The 18,422-nt window shown below is 35.2% G+C and carries 16 protein-coding genes; all 16 read right to left on the bottom strand.

The genetic code is table 11. The features are described from left to right. Positions 1-124 precede the first annotated feature (124 nt). The 16 genes from nreC to adcA all read right to left on the bottom strand — a co-directional run bounded on the left by nreC (position 125) and on the right by adcA (position 18,331). On the bottom strand, positions 125-778 hold the full coding sequence (gene nreC, locus NST10_RS11505; protein WP_000706314.1) for a nitrate respiration regulation response regulator NreC: 654 nt from the start codon (positions 776-778) through the stop codon (positions 125-127). A gap of 22 nt (positions 779-800) precedes the next feature. Further along, positions 801-1,835 carry a nitrate respiration regulation sensor histidine kinase NreB gene (nreB, locus tag NST10_RS11500; RefSeq protein ID WP_000606550.1) on the bottom strand — a complete coding sequence of 345 codons (1,035 nt, stop codon included), beginning with the start codon at positions 1,833-1,835 and terminating at the stop codon, positions 801-803. 23 nt (positions 1,836-1,858) lie between these two features. Continuing rightward, entirely contained in the window at positions 1,859-2,311 is a 453-nt protein-coding gene (nreA, locus tag NST10_RS11495; protein WP_000186931.1) for a nitrate respiration regulation accessory nitrate sensor NreA, read from the bottom strand. Between the two features lie 19 nt (positions 2,312-2,330). Beyond that, entirely contained in the window at positions 2,331-3,008 is a 678-nt protein-coding gene (gene narI, locus NST10_RS11490) for a respiratory nitrate reductase subunit gamma (RefSeq protein WP_000934153.1), read from the bottom strand. Further along, positions 3,001-3,576 (bottom strand): nitrate reductase molybdenum cofactor assembly chaperone, encoded by a 576-nt coding sequence (gene narJ / locus NST10_RS11485; RefSeq protein ID WP_000606763.1) that lies wholly within the window; start codon positions 3,574-3,576, stop codon positions 3,001-3,003. The genes narI and narJ overlap by 8 nt, the downstream gene beginning before the upstream one ends. Next, entirely contained in the window at positions 3,569-5,128 is a 1,560-nt protein-coding gene (gene narH / locus NST10_RS11480; protein ID WP_000692652.1) for a nitrate reductase subunit beta, read from the bottom strand. Before narH ends, narJ begins: the two co-directional genes overlap by 8 nt. Then, positions 5,118-8,807, bottom strand: a complete 3,690-nt coding sequence (locus tag NST10_RS11475) for a nitrate reductase subunit alpha (protein ID WP_000514375.1) — start codon at positions 8,805-8,807, stop codon at positions 5,118-5,120. Before NST10_RS11475 ends, narH begins: the two co-directional genes overlap by 11 nt. 306 nt (positions 8,808-9,113) lie before the next feature. Then, positions 9,114-10,091, bottom strand: a complete 978-nt coding sequence (gene cobA / locus NST10_RS11470; protein ID WP_000115658.1) for a uroporphyrinogen-III C-methyltransferase — start codon at positions 10,089-10,091, stop codon at positions 9,114-9,116. Further along, complete coding sequence (nirD, locus tag NST10_RS11465; RefSeq protein ID WP_000448227.1) at positions 10,082-10,396, bottom strand: nitrite reductase small subunit NirD; 315 nt, start codon at positions 10,394-10,396, stop codon at positions 10,082-10,084. The genes cobA and nirD overlap by 10 nt, the downstream gene beginning before the upstream one ends. A 3-nt stretch (positions 10,397-10,399) precedes the next feature. Next, on the bottom strand, positions 10,400-12,805 hold the full coding sequence (gene nirB / locus NST10_RS11460) for a nitrite reductase large subunit NirB (RefSeq protein ID WP_001118708.1): 2,406 nt from the start codon (positions 12,803-12,805) through the stop codon (positions 10,400-10,402). A gap of 45 nt (positions 12,806-12,850) precedes the next feature. Further along, positions 12,851-13,603 carry a sirohydrochlorin chelatase gene (locus NST10_RS11455; RefSeq protein WP_001014082.1) on the bottom strand — a complete coding sequence of 251 codons (753 nt, stop codon included), beginning with the start codon at positions 13,601-13,603 and terminating at the stop codon, positions 12,851-12,853. Positions 13,604-13,830: 227 nt separating this feature from the next. After that, the gene (locus NST10_RS11450) at positions 13,831-14,367 is read right to left on the bottom strand and encodes a GNAT family N-acetyltransferase (RefSeq protein ID WP_000024292.1); all 537 of its coding nucleotides are present in this window, start codon (positions 14,365-14,367) and stop codon (positions 13,831-13,833) included. A gap of 467 nt (positions 14,368-14,834) precedes the next feature. Further along, a complete protein-coding gene (locus tag NST10_RS11445; protein ID WP_000594640.1) occupies positions 14,835-15,659 on the bottom strand; it encodes a formate/nitrite transporter family protein in 825 nt (274 codons plus the stop codon). 202 nt (positions 15,660-15,861) lie between these two features. Beyond that, positions 15,862-16,044, bottom strand: a complete 183-nt coding sequence (locus NST10_RS11440) for a hypothetical protein (protein ID WP_000079140.1) — start codon at positions 16,042-16,044, stop codon at positions 15,862-15,864. A gap of 86 nt (positions 16,045-16,130) precedes the next feature. Then, positions 16,131-16,598: an SRPBCC domain-containing protein gene (locus NST10_RS11435; protein WP_000153340.1), complete on the bottom strand. Its 468-nt coding sequence runs from the start codon at positions 16,596-16,598 to the stop codon at positions 16,131-16,133. A 185-nt stretch (positions 16,599-16,783) separates the two neighbouring features. Next, positions 16,784-18,331 carry a zinc ABC transporter substrate-binding lipoprotein AdcA gene (gene adcA, locus NST10_RS11430; protein ID WP_000727771.1) on the bottom strand — a complete coding sequence of 516 codons (1,548 nt, stop codon included), beginning with the start codon at positions 18,329-18,331 and terminating at the stop codon, positions 16,784-16,786. Positions 18,332-18,422 lie beyond the last annotated feature (91 nt).

Below are 18,422 nucleotides of genomic sequence, written 5' to 3'. Positions count from 1 at the left end.
TGGCTTTCCAAAAGGAGAAAGTATTAGCTTCCATACGGTTATAAAAAAATATATTTCGAAACATACAAAAGCGCCAGAAGATAATCATTTCCTCTGGCGCTTTGTATGGTATTAATTTCAAACTCTAAAACTCTAATAATTTCTTTTTCAATGCATATTCAACGAGCTCTGGTTTACTTTTCAAGCCAAGCTTTGTCATAATATGCGTTTTATGTGCCTCTACTGTCTTTACAGAAACAAATAACTTCTCTGCAATTTCTTTATTCCCGTAACCTTTGGCAATAAGTGGCAATATTTCTAGTTCTCGTTTTGATAAGATTTTAAAAGGATCTGATGTGTTTGCAGTGTCCTGATTTGAATTAGATACAAATTCATTCACTAAAGATGTTGTAAGTTTCATATCTACATATGTTTCACCTTTATATACAGTTCGAATAGCTAACAATAATTGTTCATCAGGTGCATTTTTCAATATGTAACCTTTCGCACCATTACGCAACACATGGAACAAGTACTCTTCATCATCAAACATGGTTAATATTAAAATTTTAGTTTCTGGAAAACTGTCAGCAATTTTACTCGTAGCGATAAGACCTGACTCACCTGGTGGCATGCTTAAATCCATTAGTAACACATCAGGTTTATATTCCATTACTTTTTGATAAGCTTCGACACCATCTGCAGCTGTTGCAACAACTTCCATATCATTTTGATAATTTAAAATCATAGAGAATCCCGTGCGGACAACAGCGTGATCATCGGCAATGACTATTTTCAATTTTATTCCCCCAATGTATGTTTCAAATTGGAATGTTCAGTGTAACATTGGTGCCCTCACCAATTTTCGTTTCGATGTTGACGCTACCACTGACTAATTCAGCTCGTTCATTCATTCCATATAAACCGAGTCCAGAACCTTTAGGCTTAGAACTTGGATCAAAACCATTTCCCGCGTCTATTACTTCAGCAACCAAATGGCGCCCAGTTTGACGGATACCTACATTTATTTCATTTACATCAGCGTATTTCAACGCATTTAAAATAGCTTCTTGTACTACTCGGTAAACAACCGTTTCAATATCACTATCAAAACGGGTATTTTTAATATTGGAAGTATATATGATTTTAACCCCATAATTTTCTTCAAATTGTTTAAAATATGATTTAAACGCTGCCTCAAGGCCTAAATCATCCAAAGAGGCTGGTCTTAATTCCACCGACATATTACGTATATCATCGATTAATTTAGCGACAATGTATTCAATGTTTTCTGCGTCTTCCAAAAGCTTTGCTGTATCTTCTTGATATTTCAACAATCGCAATTGAACATCTACATTTAACATTTCTTGAATCACACTATCATGTAATTCCCTAGAAATTCGTTTTCGCTCATTTTCTTGTGCGGAAATCGTTTTACGCATCATACGTTGTTGATGCAATTTTTCTTGTTGTTCAATTTGTGATGAGACATTTTGAAGCGTAAATGCATGAATCCCTCTATCCTGATCAATAAGCTGATAAGTTGCAGTAAACGGCATCACTTTTTGATCTTTCGTCTTCATAAACACTTGAAAATTCGTAGCTTGTACTTGCATGGACTCTAAGAAACAATCTTTACATGATTGTACGTCATAGGCATTCGTATACCCTTCACATCTGTGACAAATCGCATTCGCTACTGCACTATAATTATCTTCTTCGGATAATATATCTTTAGCTGCATCATTCATCGCAATAATTTTACCACTATCGTCGGCAAATACTATTTTTTCGATTGAATGTTCATAGTATTTTTTTAATAAAGCTTCTAATTGTATACTGTCCTCATTAATCATGACCTACACCCTAATTCATCTCATTATTTATCATCATTGAAAATTCCAAATTTGCGTTGAATATCATCGTTATCAAATATTTTTGGTAAAGAACGTCCATCTCTTTGACCAAATAATAGTACACCATACACTTGATTTTTGTACCAAAGCGGTACAGCTAAGACTGCTGTTAATGATTCGCTTAATAAAATTGGATAGTCAATCTTTTCTTCTGGTCCCAATGCTAAACCGACATTAGCTATAATCATACGCTTCCCTGTTTTCATAACAGTTCCAGCTAATCCACGGCCTTTTCTTAAAATAATTAATTTAAACCGATTATTTTTATTACCTGAAACATAGTGCCATTTTATTGGAGATGATGGTTTGTTAGATTCATAGAAAGCGATTGCCGCAAAATCATAACCTTCTTCTTTGCGTATTTTATCTAATGTCTCTTGAAATCTACGATCTTCAATAATTGCTTCTGGTGTCAAATCCTTTCACCTCTTATACTTACACTTTATTCTTACGGTAAATAATATATCTGCGATTTATATATGTCAAAGGTACACTCCAAACATGTACTAAACGTGTGAATGGCCAACAAGCCATAATAGTGAAACCTAATAATATATGAATTTTAAATGCAATTGGTACACCACTCATTAATGATGCATCTGGTTTCAACATAAATAATTGTCTAAACCAAATTGATAATGAAGTTCTATAGTTAAAATCTGGATGCTGTACGTTTGTTACTAATGTTGCATAACATCCCATAAATACAATAAGTAATAATAAGAAATTAACAAAGATATCGGACGCTGAACTTAATCTGCGAATACTTTTCGTAGTAACACGTCTCGCTGTTAATAAAAACATCCCTACCAATGTAATTATACCAAAGATACTCCCTATATAAACAGCACCAATATGATATAAATGCTCAGACACACCGGCAGCATCCATCCACGACTTAGGTATTAATAATCCTACAACATGTCCAAAAAATACCGGAATGATACCTAAGTGAAATAGCAAACTACCCCACATCAATCTTTTTCTTTCAATTAATTCACTAGATTTTGCTGTCCACGAAAATTTATCATAACGATAACGTGCAATATGACCTGCGACAAAGACAACTAAACATAAATACGGAAATATAACCCATAAAAACTGATTAAGCATGATGTTTCACTCCTTTTGGTGATGTCAAACATAATTTCAATGTTTTTCTAAGTGCTTGAATCACATAGGCATATGGATTGTTATCTTCACCAAGTGCATTCGCCATCACATATGTTCCATCCTCAATAATCATAATGATTAATTGAATATTCTCTTCAGCTCTTGGATCATTTCGCCATTCTGCCACTTGTAAAAATTGCAACATCAACGGTAGATAATCAGAAAGTTCATTGTCTACCATTTCTAGTCCAAACATCTCGTACAATACCTTTAGTTTCGCTAACATTTGCCCACGTTCTTTTTGTGTATCAAACTTGTTATACGTCATATATAATGGCGCTTTTTTTGTAAAATCAAATGTATCAGTATAAATCGCTTTGATTTCTGATAATGAAAATGTCATCATTACATTTCTAAATGCTATTAAATCGTCATACCCTGGATGATCCTTCGAAATTGTTTCTTCAAAAGTCTTTGGATGAAATGTTAATTTTTCCGGAAAGCATAGCTGTTGCGCTATATATCCAAAACTTTCTTGATACTTTTTAAAATTATCGAAATTAATCACGGAAAATCCCTCCATAGAAATTCTCATTATAAATTTCTTGACCAGTTTTTCCTGAACCTACTGCAACACCACAACCTTCACAGTTATCACCAAAGTGTTCGCCACCATAGTTATATCCCGTACTACCTTGAGCATGATACGTATCTAAATATGTTTCCTTATGTGACGTTGGAATAACGAATCGATCCTCATATTTTGCAAGTCCTAATAAGCGATACATATCTTTAGTTTGGCGTTCAGTTAAACCTAATCGCTCTAAACGTGATGTATCAAATGGTTGTTGTGTAACTTGGGAACGCATGTAACTTCTCATCATTGCCATACGCTGCAATGCTTCTTTTACTGGTTTTGTATCTCCTGCCGTGAAAATATTCGCTAAATATTCAATCGGCAAGCGCATTTCTTCAATGGCTGGGAAAATCGCATCCGGATTTTGATTTGTATTTTTACCTTCGAAATAGCTCATAATTGGGCTAAGTGGTGGGCAATACCAAACCATCGGCATCGTTCTAAATTCAGGATGTAATGGAAATGCTAGTTTATATTCAATCGCTAACTTATAAATTGGTGAGTTTTGTGCAGCTTCAATCCAATCATAACTAATGCCATCTTTTTCAGCTTGTGCAATGACTTCTTCGTCGAATGGATTTAAAAATATATCTAATTGTTTTTCGTATAAATCTTTCTCGTCTACTGCTGAAGCCGCTTCATGAACTCGATCTGCATCATATAATAAAACACCTAAGTATCGCATACGTCCTGTACAAGTTTCAGAGCATACCGTAGGCATACCCGCCTCGATTCTCGGGAAACAGAATGTACACTTTTCAGCTTTGTTCGTTTTCCAATTGAAGTAAACTTTCTTATATGGACAACCTGTCATACAGTAACGCCATCCACGACATGCGTCTTGGTCAACTAATACAATGCCATCTTCATCACGTTTATACATAGCACCTGAAGGGCATGAGGCAACGCAACTTGGATTCAAGCAATGTTCACATAAACGTGGTAAATACATCATAAAAGTTTCGTCAAATTGGAATTTAATATCTTCTTCTATTTTTTGGATGTTAGGATCTTTTGGACCTGTAACGTGACCACCAGCCAAGTCATCTTCCCAGTTAGGTCCCCATTCAATTTCAATATTATCCCCTGTAATTTCTGAATATGCTCTAGCAACTGGAGAATGATTACCTGATTTCGCAGTTGTTAAATGTTCATAATTATAGTTCCATGGCTCGTAATAATCTTTAATTAGTGGCATATCTGGATTATAGAAAATTTTCCCTAATGCAATTTTTGAAATTCTACTTCCAGATTTTAATTCAAGTTTCCCTTTACGATTTAGTACCCAACCACCTTTGTAATGTTCTTGATCTTCCCAACGTTTCGGATACCCTACGCCCGGCTTAGTCTCTACGTTGTTGAACCACATGTACTCAGCACCTGGACGATTTGTCCAAGTGTTTTTACATGTCACACTACACGTATGGCATCCTATGCATTTATCTAAATTTAATACCATCGCAACTTGCGCTTTAATCTTCAAGCCAATTAACCTCCTTCATCTTTCTAACTGCTACATATAAATCCCTTTGGTTCCCAATTGGTCCATAATAATTAAAGTGATAACTAATTTGTGCGTATCCTCCGACTAGTTGTGTTGGTTTCAAATGGATTCTAGTCGGCGCGTTGTGTGAACCACCACGTGTATCTGTAATTTCTGACCCAGGCGTTTGAATATGTTTATCTTGTGCATGATACATAAACATTGTACCTTTAGGCATACGATGCGAAATAACTGCTCTTGCCGTTACAACACCATTACGGTTATACACTTCTAGCCAATCATTATCTTGGATATCGTGTTTTTCAGCATCTTCATTTGATATCCAAACCGTTGGACCACCTCTAAATAGTGTCAACATATGCTTATTATCTTGATACATTGAGTGTATATTCCATTTTCCATGAGGCGTTAAATAACGCAGTACCAAAGCATCTGTACCACCTTTAATTTTCTTATCTCTATTACCAAATACCATTGGCGGCAATGTCGGTTTATATACTGGTAAGCTTTCACCAAACTGTTGGAAAACTTCATGATCAACATAATAACTTTGACGACCTGTTAGCGTTCTAAAAGGTACTAAACGTTCTACATTCGTTGTAAATGGTGAGTAACGTCGGCCTTGTTTATTAGATCCCGGGAATACTGCTGTTGGTATAACTTCACGTGGTTGTGATGTTATATTCAAGAACGAAATTTTTTCAGCAGCACGCTCACTAGAAATATCTTTCAACGGCATACCAGTTTGTTCTTCAAGATCCTCATATGATTTCTGTGATAACTTTCCATTCGTAGCTGATGAAATATTTAGTATGGCATCAGCGACATTACGTGCTGTATCAATACGTGGACGATTCGCTCTTACAGAATCATCATTTGTATCACTCCACGTGCCTAACATACTTTTTAGTTCTTCGTACTGCTCACTGACACCGAAACTTACACCATGTGCTCCAACTTTCCCTTTTTCAAGTACAGGACCAAGTGTGACATATTTGTCGTAAATTTTAGTGTAGTCGCGTTCTACAATTGCAAAGTTAGGCATTGTACGTCCAGGCACCGCTTCAATTTCACCCTTCGACCAATCTTTCACTACGCCATATGGTGTAGATATTTCTTGTTTTGTATCATGACTAAGTGGTGTTGTCACAACATCTTTAAACGTTCCAGGTAAATAGTCTTTTGCCATTTCTGAAAATGCTTTTGCCAATGTTTTATAAATATCCCAGTCTGAACGTGATTCCCATAATGGATCAATAGCAGGATTGAAAGGATGTACATATGGATGCATATCCGTTGATGATAAATCATGTTTTTCATACCAAGTCGCTGCTGGCAAAACAATGTCAGAATATAACGGTGTTGCCGTCATTCTGAAGTCTAAAGAGACCACTAAATCTAACTTACCTGTTGTTTCTTCACGCCACGTAATTTCTTCTGGCTTTTCATCTTCATTTGGTGTAGCTAATAATCCTGATTTTGTGCCAAGTAAATGCTTCATAAAGTATTCTTGACCTTTTGCAGAACTTGAAATTAAATTTGAACGCCATATAAATAATGATTTTGGATGATTCTTTTTCAAATCAGGATCTTCAATTGCAAATTGTGTTTGTTTTGATTTCACTTCATCAATTGCACGTTGCAAAATCGCTTCATTAGAATCTATACCTTCATCTTTAGCTTCTTCTGCAAACAACAAGCTATTTTTATTAAATTGTGGATATGATGGTAACCAACCAAGTCTAGCTGCTAACACATTATAATCAGCTGGATGTTGATGCTTTAACTCCTCTGTTTTAGCTAATGGAGATTTTAAACGATCTACATTTGACTCTTCATATTTCCATTGGTCTGTCGCAAAATAGAACCAACTTGTTCCGTTTTGCAAACGTGGTGGTCCTTGCCAGTCTTTCGCAAATGCGACAGTACTCCATCCTTCAATCGGGCGACATTTTTCTTGTCCCACATAGTGAGCCCAACCGCCACCATTCACACCTTGACAGCCACATAACATAACTAAGTTTAAGATTGAACGATAAATCGTATCTGAGTTAAACCAATGGTTAATACCCGCACCCATGATAATCATTGAACGCCCTTCAGTATCGATAGCGTTTTGCGCAAATTCTTTAGCTACTTGAATGACAACACTTTGTTTTACGCCTGAAATGGCTTCTTGCCAAGCAGGTGTATATTTTGATTCTGCATCGTCGTATCCATTTGATTCCAATTTATGATCAAAACGACGCACGCCATATTGACTTGCCATTAAGTCAAAAATTGTAGCAATACGGACTTTGTCACCATTTGCTAAAGTGACTTGTCGAGTTGGAATTGGGCGATTGAATATCCCATCTCCATCACTATCAAAGTATGGGAATTGAATTGTTTCTAATTCATACCCACCTTCTGTCATTGATAATGTAGGGTTAATTTTAGAACCATCTTCTGTTTCTAGTTTTAAGTTCCATTTCTTACCTTCTTCCCAACGTTGACCCATTGTGCCATTAGGTACCACTAAACTGTCACTGATTGTGTCGTGGATTACCGGTTTCCATTCACTTTGCTCTGTCGTTTGTCCTAAGTCACTTGCTCTTAAAAATCGACCTGCTTTATATCCATTTTCATCTTCATCTAACATGATGATAAATGGCATGTCTGTATATTGTTTCGCATAATTAATAAAGCGTTCATTCGGTTGATTAACATAATGCTCTTGTAAAATAACATGTGTCATTGCTTGAGCAATTGCAGCATCTGAACCAGGATTCGGTGCTAACCAGTTATCAGCAAACTTCACATTTTCTGCATAATCAGGTGCTACTGAAATAACTTTTGTTCCTTTGTAGCGAACTTCTGTCATAAAATGTGCGTCTGGCGTACGCGTTAGTGGTACATTAGACCCCCACATAATAATGTATGATGCGTTATACCAGTCACTTGATTCAGGTACGTCTGTTTGTTCTCCCCAAATTTGTGGAGAGGCCGGTGGTAAATCTGCATACCAGTCATAAAAACTAAGCATTTCACCACCAAGTAAATTGATGAATCGAGCACCTGCTGCATAGCTAATCATAGACATCGCTGGAATCGGTGTGAATCCGGCAATTCTGTCAGGACCATATTTTTTAATTGTATATAGTAATTGTGCTGCGATAATATCCGTAACATCTTTCCAATTTGAACGCACATGTCCACCCATACCACGGGCTTGCTTATACTGTTTGGCTTTGTCTTCATTTTCAACAATAGAAGCCCATGCAGCCACACGATTGCCATTGTTTTCTTCTAATGCTTCAGTCCATAAATCCCAAAGTTTCCCACGAATATATGGATATTTAATTCGAAGTGGGCTGTATTCATACCAAGAGAATGATGCACCACGAGGACAGCCTCTCGGTTCATATTCAGGCATATCCGGACCACAACTTGGATAGTCAGTTTGTTGATTTTCCCAGGTAATCACACCATTTTTCACAAAGACTTTCCAAGAACATGATCCAGTACAGTTAACACCATGTGTTGTTCTTACTTCTTTATCATGACTCCAACGTTCTCTGTACATTTTTTCCCATTCTCTACTTTTACTTTCTAGGATCGACCAATTCCCATTAAATTTTTCTGTTGGCTTAAAGAAATTCAATCCAAATTTTCCCATATTTATATCCTCCTACGTATAAAAATACGATGTGTAGATGTCGTGTTTTTAAATACTAAAAATGCCCAAGACTATTGCTTTAATTAGATTGTACATTTTTTCACAAATATAAAATATTAGGGAATTACCTAATTACTTAAGGAATTTCCCTATCAATAACGGGATTTCATTGAAATAATACACAATCATGTGTGGTCATGCTTATTGCCAATCTAAATCGTTCAAATTTGGCACAACGACAAATAAGGCTTCAACACGAATATATTCTCTCGGTTGAAACCTTACTTATTCATTTATTTTTATAAATTAGTGACATAACACTGTATTAGTATCTGCACGATCGGTTGAAATATATGTTACATTTTCTTGCTGCTTAATAAACGTATCATAGTAATCATATTGCGACGAATGATATGTACCATTCGATGTATCATTTGGGTTTAGCAAACAGCCATAACCTTCGTCATATAAATGTTCACAGAGCATAAGAGCGTCAGGTTTAGAACCACTTACTACATAAAATTGCTGAGTCGGATTAGAAGTTGTTGAGACATTTTCTGTATAACCCACTACTTCGCCTATAATACATATACCTGGTTTTGCCTCAATTGCGTAATGCTCCAGTTTCCCAACAATATTACTTAAGCGCCCTTTAACGACGAATTCATTAAAACAAGATGCTTGAAAAACAATCGCTATCGGATAATCAATATCTGTGTACTGTTGTATCTGGGCGATAATTTTCTCTAAACGTTTAACTCCCATATATATCGCCAACGTACCACCATTTACTAAAGCGTTGACATCTACTTCATTTTCTTCTGAATCTTTAAAATACCCCGTCGAAAATGTAACACTTTTAGCAACAGCACGCATCGTTAATCCTGTTTGCATCGTAGCAACTGCAGCACTCGCAGATGTCACACCAGGTACAATTTCAAACGCAATATTAAAGTTGTTTAGTGTGTCAACTTCTTCTTGAACTCGTCCAAATATTGCTGGGTCGCCACCTTTAAGCCTCACAACCTTGTTATATCGACGTGCTGCTTCCACGATACATTCATTTATTTTTTCTTGCTGAATGTGTTTTGCATATGGCTTTTTACCAACATCTATAATCTCAGTTGTCGACTTCGAATATTGTAAAATCAACGGATTCACTAATCGATCATATAGTATAACATCCGCTTCGCGTATTAAACGCTCAGCCTTTTTAGTCAAATAATTCGGATTACCTGGGCCCGCACCTATCAAGTAAACCTTGCCGTAACCATTTACAGACATATATATACGTTCCCGTCTGTAACTTCTACCTCATATACATCTACACAACCTTCATCAGGTTCTTGTACAATCCCAGTATTTAAATCAATCTTTTGATCATGGAGTGGACAGAATACATATTCACCACTCACTGTTCCCTCTGACAATGGCCCTTGTTTATGCGGACAAATATTGTGAATCGCGTGAATTGTACCACTTTCAGTTAAAAACAATCCTATTTCTTTGCCTTTGACAATAACCTTTTTACCAATTAAGGGTGTCAATTCATCTAAAGTTGTCACTTTGATTTTCTCTTTCGTTTCCATGTATTACACCTTCTCCACTTCAAAGATTTTTCGAGCTTGCGCATTACTAGTGATTGCTTCCCAAGGTTCAGCTTCGACTGCTTTTTTAGCATCCATAATACGTTCAAATAATTCATTCTGTCTTTCTGGATCAAGCAACACTTCTTTAACATTTTCAAACCCTAGTCTTCTTAACCACGGTGCTGTTCTTTCAGCATAAATACCTGTCTCGCGATAATATTGCATCAAAGCACCACATAATTTGATTACTTCATCTTCTGTTTCTACAGTTGTTAAAAATTCAGCTTTTTCAACTTCTGTACCACCATTACCACCGATATAGATTTGGAATCCATTTTCAACTGAGATAATACCAAAATCTTTAACACCTGATTCAACACAACTTCTTGGGCAGCCTGATACACCCATTTTGAATTTATGAGGTGTATCGATGTATTCAAATGTTTTTTCTAAACGAATGCCAAGTCGTGTCGTGTATTGCGTACCAAATCGACAAAACTCTTTACCAACACAGCTTTTAACTGAGCGTGTTTTCTTACCATAAGCTGATGCTGAACGCATACCTAGGTCTTCCCATATATTTGGTAATTCTTCTTTTTTAACTCCATACAAACCAACACGTTGCGAACCTGTCACTTTAACTAGTGGCACATGATATTTCTTAGCCACTTCTCCTAGACGAATCAGTTGGTCTGCATCTGTAACACCCCCACGCATTTGAGGTATAACAGAAAATGTACCATCATTTTGAATATTCGCATGGTAACGTTCGTTAGCAAATCTTGATTCTCTTTCATCTTCATGATCATGTGGATAAACCATATTCAAATAATAGTTAATCGCAGGTCGACATTTTGGACATCCACCTTTGTTTTTAAAGTTTAAAACATGTCGAACTTCTTTAGATGTTTTTAAACCTTTCGCTCGTATTTGCGTAACAATTTGATCACGTGTCAAATCAGTACAACCACATATACCTGCAGGTTTAGCAGCAACAAAGTCATCGCCCAACGTGTGCTGTAAGATTTGAGCAATTTGCGGTTTACATTTACCACATGAATTACCTGCTTTCGTTTTAGCCGTAACTTCTTCAACTGTAGTAAAACCATTTTCCGTAATTGCATTTACTATCGTGCCTTTATCGACACCATTACAGCCACAAATTGTTTCATCATCAGCCATATCAGCAATTGATAGCGATGCCTCTTCTCCACCTTTAGTAAGCAATGATACCAGTGTGTAGTCTTCAGTAGATTCACCTTTTTTCATCATGTTATAAAAGCGTGAACCATCATCGATATCACCATATAGTACTGCACCAACTACATTACCGTCTTTTAAAAAGATTTTTTTATAGTTATTATCAACGCTATTAAATATTTCAATACCTTTAATTTCAGCATTTTCAACAATTTGACCAGCACTATATAGGTCACACCCAGAAACTTTTAATGACGTAAATGTTGTTGATCCCTTGTATCCGTTCGTTTCTTTATTTGTTAAATGATCAGCTAATACTTTACCTTGTTCATATAGTGGTGCAACGAGTCCATAAACTTTGCCGTTATGTTCTGCACATTCACCAACTGCATATACATTACTATCACTTGTTTGCATCACATCATTGACAACAATACCACGATTAACATCTAGACCTGATTCTTTGGCTACTTCTGTGTATGGTCGAATACCTACTGCCATAACAACTAAGTCTGTCGGAATCTCGCGTCCATCAGCCAATTTAACACCTTCAACATCATCTTCTCCTAAGATTTCAGTTGTGTTGGCTTGCATTTCAAACTTCATACCTTGCTTTTCTAGATCTGCTTTAAGCATATTTCCAGCTTTACGGTCTAGCTGCATTTCCATCAACCATTCAGCTAAATGTAACACCGTTACTTCCATACCTTGATCTAATAAACCACGTGCACACTCTAAACCTAGTAAGCCTCCACCAATTACAATTGCTTTCTTTTTAGTCTTAGCAATGTTCATCATTTGTTCAGTATCATCAATTGTTCTCCAGCCAATAACACTTGGTAATGTCGAACCTGGCACTGGAATGACAAATGCTTTAGATCCTGTCGCAAATATTAATTTATCGTATGCTACTTCAATACCATTTGCAGTCGTTACATTTTGATTTGCTCTATCCACGTCAACTACTGGATCATTGGTAATTAACTTAATATCGTGTTCTTCATACCACTCATATGGATTCATAATTGTTTCTTCAACTGTCATTTTATTTTGTAAAATATTTGAAAGCATGATGCGGTTATAGTTTGGATAAGGTTCTTTACCAATTACCGTAATATCATATAAATCATTGGCACGCTCTAATATTTCTTCGATTGTTCGAATGCCCGCCATACCGTTACCAATCATTACTAGTTTTTGCTTTGCCATAAAATATGCCCCTTTACTACATAATATTTATTTCAAAAAAAGGTGTTAACTTTTCGTTAGTGCTTTTATGTTTTCATTGGAGTCATTAAGACTTTCTAATCTATCGTTAATAATTTGTTTTAAAATCGGGTCGAAGTTAATTGAAGGTGTGATGTGTATATCTGTATTAATAACCATGTCATTCATTTGCTGCTTCACTTTGTTAACAAGTCTTCCGTCATATAAAAATAAAGGTACGACAATTAATTTTTGATACTGTCTCGCAATATCTTCTAAATCATGTATAAAACTAATCTCACCATATAGCGTTCTCGCATAAGTAGGTTTATTAATCTGCAAATGTTGAACGCATGTCTGTAACTCTTCATGTGCTTTTGTAAACTTGCCATTAATGTTGCCATGCGCAACAACGACAACACCGACTTGTTGCATTTCATCCACGCGCACCTCATCAATACGTTGCATGATTATTTCTGTCATTAAAGGATGTGTGCCAAGTGGCTCGCTTACTTCTACCTTTATGTCTGGATACCGTCGTTTCATTTCATGAACGATATTCGGTATATCCTTGAGATAGTGCATGGCACTAAAGAGAAGCAAAGGTACAATCTTAAGCTGTTTAACGCCACTTTGAATCAACGTTGTCATTACTGTTTCTAAATCCTGATGCTCACTTTCTAAAAATGCAATATGGTAATGATGTATGTCATCTTTTACTAATTCAGATATAAACGCTTCTAACGCTTGATTCTGCCGACCGCGCCTCATGCCATGTGCAACAATGATATTCCCATTCACATTTACCAACCCTTTCACACGTATTGTATACCAAATCATTTCGTTTTTGTGAAAAGAATCACATTATAATGTAAAATCAGGGAATTCCCTGATGCCTGTAGTCATGCATATTCCTTATAAATTTTCCCTTTTTGTTAAATCAAAAAAGCGACCATATATGAATCCCTACTCAACATTTATTTGAGCAAGCATCAATATATCGGTCGCTTGTAGTGTATATTATTATCTTAAAATGGTGGTTGGCCTAATATTGTTTCGTCAAAGCGCTCGGGTATCAATACTTTGCGCATGATCACACCTAAATCGCCATCATCATTTTCATGTTCGCTGTATATTTCATAACCTCTTTTTTCATAAATTTTAAGTAACCACGGATGCAATCTTGCAGATGTACCTAAAGTTACAGCAGCTGCCTTTAATGTATCTCGTAAAAATGTTTCTTCAACATAAGTAAGTAATTGACTACCATAGCCTTTCCCTTCATACTCAGGATTTGTCGCAAACCACCAGACAAAAGGATAGCCCGAAATGCTTTTCACACTTCCCCAAGGATATCTAACCGTAATCGTAGATATAATTTCATCATCAATTGTCATGACAAATGTAGTATTTTTATCTATATTTTCTTTCACAGCATCTAAATTTGCATTTACCGAAGGCCAGTCTATGCCAAGTTCTCTCAACGGTGTAAACGCCTCATGCATTAATTGATGTAGTGCTACTGCATCATTTTCATTTGCGAGTCGAATCGTCGTATTTGCCATTTGAATCCACACACTTTCTGTTTATTTTAAATGAATCATCTTTAATTTTAGCTATGCTTATCTTTTATAGCGTACCAACATTTAGCACATGTGTCAGATAACATGCCTCATTGATATAAGATAAGTATGTGATCATCAATTATTTCATTATTGAAAGCAAAGTAAAAGTCTAGGACATGAATTAATGATATGCACGCTTCAAAGCTTTCATTTTTCAATGTCTACTTTGAAGCGTGCAGTTCATAATGTCCTAGACTCTACAATGTTATATTGGCAGTAGCTGACTGCGTGGCCCCAACATAGAGAATTTCAAAAAGAAATTCTACAGACAATGCAAGTTGGCGGGGGCCCCAACACAGAAGCTGACGGCAGGCCAGCTTACATTAATGTGCAAGTTGGGGAACGATGCCCCCAAAAAGGATGATTCTAAATTCATTGTTGTCACAACATCTTCAATTATTACTTCATTACTGTTGCTCTAAACGATTGCGTTTACCATTTAAAAATGCATAAACAAGTCCTACAAAAATACCGCCACCTACAAAGTTACCAAGGAATGCAAAAACGATATTTTTTAATACATGTAACCAAGATACAGCATCAAGGTTGAAGAACACCATACCTGCATATAAACCAGCATTGAATACAACGTGCTCATATCCCATGTATACAAAGACTATAACACCACAAGCAATGAAGAATGCTTTTGTCAATCCGCCTTTGAATTGCATAGAAATAAAAATACCGATATTAATAAAGAAGTTACAGAAAATACCTTTTGTAAAAATATTCAACCAAGTCGAATCGACTGTCTTTTTCTGAACTAAGGCAGTTAAGGCTTGTGTCATTTCTGGTGTCATAACATGTGCATATTTCATTAAGAAGAATAATACAAAACCACCTAAAATATTTCCAAGGAAACAATATAATAAAATCCACATCATCTTATTAAGAGAAACAACTTTATAATACCAGCCAACTGTAAAATACATAAAATTACTTGTTAATAATTCAGAATTCGTTAGTACAACCAAGACCAATCCTAAGCTGAAAGCAATTGCTCCCATTAAATTAATGAGACCATCAACATGTGTACTTGCGAATTGTGTTTTAATACCAAACATAAAAACAGTAACAATGGACAATAAGAAACCTGCCATCATAGATTTAAGCATGTATCGTCCTGGTGTTTGCTGTACCATCACTTGTTTCATTTGAACAGATGATGATATTGAGTCTACGATTGCTTTAGTTGAATACGTATCTTCAACTGTTTTATTATTTTTTATCACAGCACTTCCCCCATTTACTATTATCAAATAAATTTTACCTATTAATTATATTAGTATTTAGATGTAATTCATAGATTAAAATTCAGAAAATTCTTTTTACCAATTCAAAACTAATATTTACTCATAAAAATAGCGAGATAGATATCGCGACATAAAACAATTGGTATCATTTTAATTGCGCTCATCTCGCTTTATGTAAGTATTACTTATTCTTTTTTAAATTTGAAAAGTAATGTAAACCATATGCAAATATACCGTAGCCTACGACTGTACGCAAAATAAATCTAACAACTTTATTTGGTACACATTTCGAAGTAACAGTAATTGAAGATAAAAGCGTAGTAAAAATATATAATATTAATACTTTAATGTAACGTTGTGCCATCGAATCACCCTTCATTCAATTAATAATATTACGTTATTATTATAAACTGAATAGCATATAAAATTTTTTACATATTTTCAACAACTTTATTTCAATAAAGCATCAAGTTGATCCAATGTTTGATTCATCCCTTGCTCAACACCCATGTTTATGACTTGTTGAGCGGCTTCTTTAGTTGGAAATACCGATGTTGATGTCACTGTCGTTTTCGTTGTATTGAACTCGGAAAATGACAAAGTAATCTTCATGCTTGGCATTTTTGTATCTTTTGCACCTTGAGGTGTCGCAAACGAGTCAATATATTCAATTAAATATGGACGCTTAACCGTTTTATATTCTGCTAATGTATAGCTTGTCATTGTGGGTGTTTTAATCGCGTAAAATGCATCACCGCCTGAAACAGCATTAAAGCGAAACACTTTGGTACTAGCGTCTTTTGGATGAAACCATTTTTCAAATAATGCCTTTGTCGTATAGGCATCAAACACCTTTTCAATCGGTGCTTCTATCGTTCTTGAAAAAATAATTTTATTATCTTCAACTTTAATCGTCATCTTCCCACTCCCTATCTTTTATATTTACTCATCTTAACATGCATTGAGTGACATATGTTACCAAATCATTTGTTATAAACTATAGTAATATTAATCATTCCCTCTGTTGAAATTGATAACTACGAAATAAAAAACACACTCTATTCAGCTATTAACAGTTGAGTAGAGTGTGCAAACCTGTTGAATTAATGCGCTAACATTTCTTCTTTGATTTGGTCTTTATTTAATTTTGAAGGATAATATGTTGGCCAGTTATCCATTTCTTTTAATAACGCGTCATTATCATTACCCATAAAGATATGGAAGTGTTCTGCCTTTTTAGGTGCAATGTTGTGATCGCTAAATTGGATGAATTTCGGTAAGTCTTTATCATTACCATCGACCAATTTAAACATAAATCTCACGCCACGGTTACCTTTAGGATATTTCAATGTTTTCTTACCATTGTATTCATATTTACCAGTGTGTTTCGTACCATCTTTAGTAAATGTAATTTCATTTCCTTTTATATCAATGTTAGTAATATCAGTTTTATATCCTTTGTCATAATAAGCTTTTAAATCTTTAGCAGATTTCTTCGGATCATTTTCAGCTTTATGTTCCATCACTTCATCAAGCGTACCGTCTTTTAAGTAAGGGTAAACAGATTGCCATTCACCAGCATAATCGCTTAATTCACGGTCTTTAACTTGCTCATCTTTAAAATACCCATCAGAAATTGCTTTGTCGTGTTTACTTTCAGCTTTGTCGTCTTTCACTTTAACACCACTGTCTAAAGCTTTACCGATATTTTCAATATTCGATTTCATTAATGATTGATAGGTAATATTATCTTTTTTCTGTTGTTCTTTATTTAAAGACTCCATGTTGTAGAATTTTAAAGGCTTCGCATCTGTTTCTTTACGAATTGTTTCAGTCACTTTATTCGCAACATTATCTTCGTAAAGAATATATTTAGCATTGCTATCTCTAATTTCTTTAACAATTTTAGTCAATTCTTTTTGTGATGGATCTTCAGCATTCATGTTTTGAATACCTTTTTGAACAAAACCATAACGATCAGCTAAGTATCCAATTGATTCATGTGAAATGAATACTGCATTACCTTGCTTATCTTTAGTAACTTGCTTCATATCGTTATCAATTTTCTTAAGATCGTCGTTTAATTTTTTGTAGTTTTTCTCATAGTCATCTTTATGTTTTGGATCTTTCTTCACTAATTCATCTTTAATTTCTTTAGCGAAAGTTTGGTTAATTTTAGGATCTAACCATACGTGTGGATCATATCCGCCATGATGATGATGTTCTTCTTTCCCATGATCATGTCCCTCATGTTCATGCTCTTCACCATGTTCGTGTTGATCAGTTAAAAGCTTTGCTTTATCTAATTTATCTTCTAAAGACAGTTTTTTATCTTTATCTTTAATAGTAGATGCAACTTTCTTAGCAACCGGATCTAAATTATCCCCTGTATACATAAACAAGTCTGACTTGCTTGCACTTAATATATCTTTTTGTGTTGGTTCATAGCTATGTAAATCTGTCCCTGCTGGATAGATTGATGATACCTTCACGTGTTTTCCACCAATTTGCTCTGCAAATGATTGCAATGGATAAACTGTCGTTTTAATTGTTACCTTGCCATCTTTATCTTTTCCATCATCATTCCCACATGCGGCTAATGATAAAGTTACGGCTGGTACAAGAAGTAACATACCTAATTTCTTTTTCATAGTCACCCTCCTAAATAGTAATCTTTACGTTTTAAAATTATATACTCATGCTACTTAAAATACAAGCACTGTTTTTATAAATAATATAAAG

The organism is Staphylococcus sp. FSL W8-0305 (genome assembly GCF_037966415.1).
In the GTDB taxonomy this organism is placed as follows: Bacteria; Bacillota; Bacilli; order Staphylococcales; family Staphylococcaceae; genus Staphylococcus; species Staphylococcus aureus.
The sequence above is the reverse complement of the archived record's forward strand: the minus strand, read 5'-3'. Positions and strand labels throughout refer to the sequence as shown.

Bases quoted from the DNA above. Each gene is read 5' to 3' on its own strand.
- NST10_RS11475 (WP_000514375.1), bottom strand. From the start codon at position 8,807: ATGGGAAAATTTGGATTGAATTTCTTTAAGCCAACAGAAAAATTTAAT.
- nreB (WP_000606550.1), bottom strand. From the start codon at position 1,835: ATGATTAATGAGGACAGTATACAATTAGAAGCTTTATTAAAAAAATAC.
- adcA (WP_000727771.1), bottom strand. From the start codon at position 18,331: ATGAAAAAGAAATTAGGTATGTTACTTCTTGTACCAGCCGTAACTTTA.
- cobA (WP_000115658.1), bottom strand. From the start codon at position 10,091: ATGTCTGTAAATGGTTACGGCAAGGTTTACTTGATAGGTGCGGGCCCA.
- NST10_RS11435 (WP_000153340.1), bottom strand. From the start codon at position 16,598: ATGACGATTAAAGTTGAAGATAATAAAATTATTTTTTCAAGAACGATA.
- nirB (WP_001118708.1), bottom strand. From the start codon at position 12,805: ATGGCAAAGCAAAAACTAGTAATGATTGGTAACGGTATGGCGGGCATT.
- nirD (WP_000448227.1), bottom strand. From the start codon at position 10,396: ATGGAAACGAAAGAGAAAATCAAAGTGACAACTTTAGATGAATTGACA.
- narI (WP_000934153.1), bottom strand. From the start codon at position 3,008: ATGCTTAATCAGTTTTTATGGGTTATATTTCCGTATTTATGTTTAGTT.
- NST10_RS11450 (WP_000024292.1), bottom strand. From the start codon at position 14,367: ATGGCAAATACGACGATTCGACTCGCAAATGAAAATGATGCAGTAGCA.
- NST10_RS11440 (WP_000079140.1), bottom strand. From the start codon at position 16,044: ATGGCACAACGTTACATTAAAGTATTAATATTATATATTTTTACTACG.